The 3,704-nt window shown below is 65.9% G+C and carries 3 protein-coding genes; all 3 read left to right on the plus strand.

Going from position 1 to position 3,704, the window contains the following annotated elements:
* Positions 1–1,752, plus strand: a 1,752-nt coding sequence (aceE, locus tag WAN71_RS20695) for a pyruvate dehydrogenase (acetyl-transferring), homodimeric type (protein WP_422227121.1), incomplete at its 5' end; no start/stop codon positions are given.
* 62 nt (positions 1,753–1,814) lie between these two features.
* Positions 1,815–3,113 carry a PucR family transcriptional regulator gene (locus WAN71_RS20700; protein ID WP_422227122.1) on the plus strand — a complete coding sequence of 433 codons (1,299 nt, stop codon included), beginning with the start codon at positions 1,815–1,817 and terminating at the stop codon, positions 3,111–3,113.
* Positions 3,114–3,241: 128 nt separating this feature from the next.
* Positions 3,242–3,704, plus strand: a 463-nt coding sequence (locus WAN71_RS20705; protein WP_422227123.1) for an ACP S-malonyltransferase, incomplete at its 3' end; no start/stop codon positions are given.

Here is a 3,704-nt window from a genome sequence, read left to right on the forward strand (position 1 = left end):
TACCAGACCTACAAGGCCAACGACGGGGCCTACGTGCGAGACCATTTCTTCGGACGCGACCCGCGCACCAAGGCGCTCGTCGAGAACATGACCGATTCCGAGATTTGGAACCTCAAGCGCGGTGGCCACGATTACCGCAAGGTCTACGCCGCCTATCGCGGCGCCGTCGACCACAAAGGACAGCCGACCCTGATCCTGGCCAAGACCATCAAGGGCTACTCGCTGGGCGCCCACTTCCAGGGCCGCAACGCGACACACCAGATGAAAAAGCTTGCGCTGCAAGATCTTAAGGACTTCCGCGACGCCATCCGGATTCCCATCAGCGACGCCCAGCTCGAGGAGGATCCTTACCTGCCCCCGTATTACCACCCCGGGCCGGAGGCTCCGGAAATCCGCTATCTGCTCGACCGCCGCCGCGCGCTGGGTGGCTTTGTGCCCGAGCGGCGCACCAAGGCCACGGCGCTGACCCTTCCGGGCCGGGATGCCTACAAGGCGCTGAAACAGGGTTCGGGCCACCAAGAGGTGGCCACCACCATGGCAACCGTGCGCACCTTCAAGGAGATATTGCGCGACAAAGAAATCGGGCCCCGCATCGTGCCGATCATCCCCGACGAGGCGCGCACGTTCGGCATGGACTCGTGGTTCCCCTCGTTGAAGATCTACAACCGCAACGGCCAGCTCTACACCGCCGTCGACGCCGAGCTGATGCTGGCCTACAAGGAAAGTGAAATCGGCCAGATCCTGCATGAGGGCATCAACGAGGCCGGATCCGTCGCGTCATTCACCGCCGCCGGCACGTCGTACTCGACGCACAACGAACCGATGATCCCGATCTACATCTTCTATTCGATGTTCGGGTTCCAACGCACCGGCGATGGCCTGTGGGCCGCGGCTGACCAGATGGCCCGCGGCTTCCTGCTCGGGGCCACCGCGGGGCGCACCACGCTGACCGGCGAAGGCCTGCAGCACGCCGACGGCCATTCGCCGCTGCTGGCGGCCACCAATCCGGCGGTGGTCGCATACGACCCCGCCTTCGCTTTCGAGATCGCCTACATCATCGAAAGCGGGCTGGCCCGCATGTTCGGCGAAAACCCGGAGAACGTCTTCTTCTACATCACCATCTACAACGAGCCATATGTGCAGCCGCCCGAACCGGAAAACTTCGACCCAGAAGGCCTGCTGCGGGGTATCTACCGGTATCAGGCGGCCAAGGAAAGCCGCGCCAACACGGCTCACATCCTGGCTTCCGGCGTGGCAATGCCCTCGGCGCTACAAGCCGCCGAGATGCTGGCCGCCGAATGGGATGTCGCTGCAGATGTGTGGTCGGTGACCAGCTGGAGCGAGCTGAACCGCGACGGCATTGCCATCGAGAAGGAGAAGCTGCGTCACTCGGACCGCCCGGCGGGTCAGGCGTACGTCACTCAAGTTTTGTCCCAGGCGCGCTCGGACCGCTCGGGCCCGATCGTCGCGGTCTCGGACTGGATGCGCGCCGTCCCCGAACAGATCCGGCCCTGGGTCCCGGGTACCTACGTCACGCTGGGCACCGACGGGTTCGGCTTCTCCGACACCCGGCCGGCCGCGCGCCGCTACTTCAATACCGACGCGGAATCTCAGGTCGTCGCGGTGCTGGAGGCGCTGGCGCGCGACGGCCAAATCGACCCATCGGTACCGGTCGCGGCTGCCCGGCAATATCGGATCGACGATGTGCAGGCAGCGCCGGCGCAAACCTCCGATCCCGGTCCGGGCGCCTAGCGGCCCGCCCTCGCCGCGCGTCTTTGGCAGAACCATCCAGAAAACTGGCGTAGCTTTTAGGGGTGACCGACAAGCAAGTTGCGACGCCCCGGTCAACGCTTGAGTTGCTGGACGGCGTTCCGGAGTCGCTGCTGCGGCGGTTGAAGCAGTACTCCGGTCGGTTTTCCACCCAGGCTGTGTCGGAATTGCAGGAAAGGTTGCCGTTCTTCGCCGGGCTGGAAGCCTCCCAACGGGCCAGCCTGGCGCTGGTGGTGCAGACCGCCGTCGCGAACTTCGTGGAGTGGATGACCGACCCGCATAGCAACGTCAACTACACCGCCCGGGCGTTCGAACTGATGCCGCAGGACCTGACCCGGCGGATGCCGTTGCGGCACTCGGTGGACATGCTGCGGGTCACCATGGAGTACTTCGAAGAGGTCGCTCCGCTGCTGACCCGATCTGAGGAACAGTTGACCGCGCTGACGGTCGGGATTCTCAAGTACAGCCGCGACCTCGCCTTCAGTGCCGCCACCGCCTACGCCGATGCGGCCGAGGCGCGCGGCAGCTGGGACAGCCGAATGGAGGCCAGCGTGGTGGACGCGGTAGTGCGTGGCGACACCGGCCCCGAGCTGTTGTCCCGCGCGGCCGCACTGAACTGGGACACCACCGCTCCGGCGACGGTGGTGGTGGGAACTCCGGCGCCGGGCGAGGAAAGCCACGCCAGCCAAGAGGTCCGGGATATCGCGGCCCGCCATGGCCGCGCCGCACTCACCGACGTGCACGGCACTTGGCTGGTGGCGATCGTGTCCGGCCAGCTCACACCTACCGAGAAGGTCTTCGGCCATCTGCTGGACGCCTTCTCCGACGGTCCGGTGGTGATCGGCCCGACAGCACCGATGCTGACCGCGGCCTACCACAGCGCCAGTGAGGCCATCTCCGGGATGAACGCCGTGACCGGCTGGCGAGGAGCACCACGGCCCGTGCTGGCCCGCGAGCTGCTGCCCGAGCGGGCTCTGATGGGCGATGCATCGGCCATCGCGGCGTTGCACACCGACGTGATGCGGCCGCTGGCCGACGCCGGCCCGACCCTCACCGAAACCCTCGACGCCTACCTCGACTGCGGCGGCGCGATCGAAGCCTGCGCCCGCAAGTTGTTCGTTCATCCAAACACCGTGCGTTACCGACTGCGGCGTATCGCGGACTTCACGGGCCGCGATCCCACCCAGCCACGCGACGCCTATGTCCTTCGGGTGGCCGCCACCGTGGGCCACCTTGCGTACCAGGCGCAGCAGTCCAGCCTCGCCAGCGACATCGTGACGCCCGTCACGCCGGTGGTGGAAAAGGACCTCATCGCGCCATCGAGGACCGTTGCAAGCGGCTGACAGATCGCGGCACGATATCGAATACGTCGCATCGCGTGCCTTTTTGTAGAGTTTCCACAAAAACATAAGACAAGGTTCATAATCTGTTACACGGCGCAAACCCGTCTTCACAGTGTTCTCTTAAACATGTGATTGCGTTGCTTGCCCCCGGACAGGGATCGCAGACCCCCGGCATGCTGTCGCCGTGGCTGGAACTACCCGGCGCCGCGGACCAGATGGCGTCGTGGTCGACGGTCAGCGGTCTGGACCTTGCTCGCCTGGGCACCACCGCGTCGGCTGAGGAGATCACCGACACTGCCGTCACCCAGCCGCTGGTCGTCGCGGCCACGCTGCTGGCCCACCAGGAGCTGACCAGGCGCGGTGTGCTCGCCGACGCCGGTGATGTCATCGTGGCCGGACACTCGGTCGGTGAAATCGCCGCGTACGCGATCGCCGGTGTGATCTCGGCCGACGACGCGGTTGCTCTGGCCGCCACCCGCGGTGCGGAGATGGCCAAGGCCTGCGCCAACGAGCCGACTGGTATGTCCGCCGTTCTCGGTGGTGACGAGACCGAGGTGCTGGCCCGCCTGGAGCAACTCGACCTGGTTCCCG

The organism is Mycobacterium sp., assembly GCF_049280035.1.
Taxonomy (GTDB): Bacteria; Actinomycetota; Actinomycetes; order Mycobacteriales; family Mycobacteriaceae; genus Mycobacterium.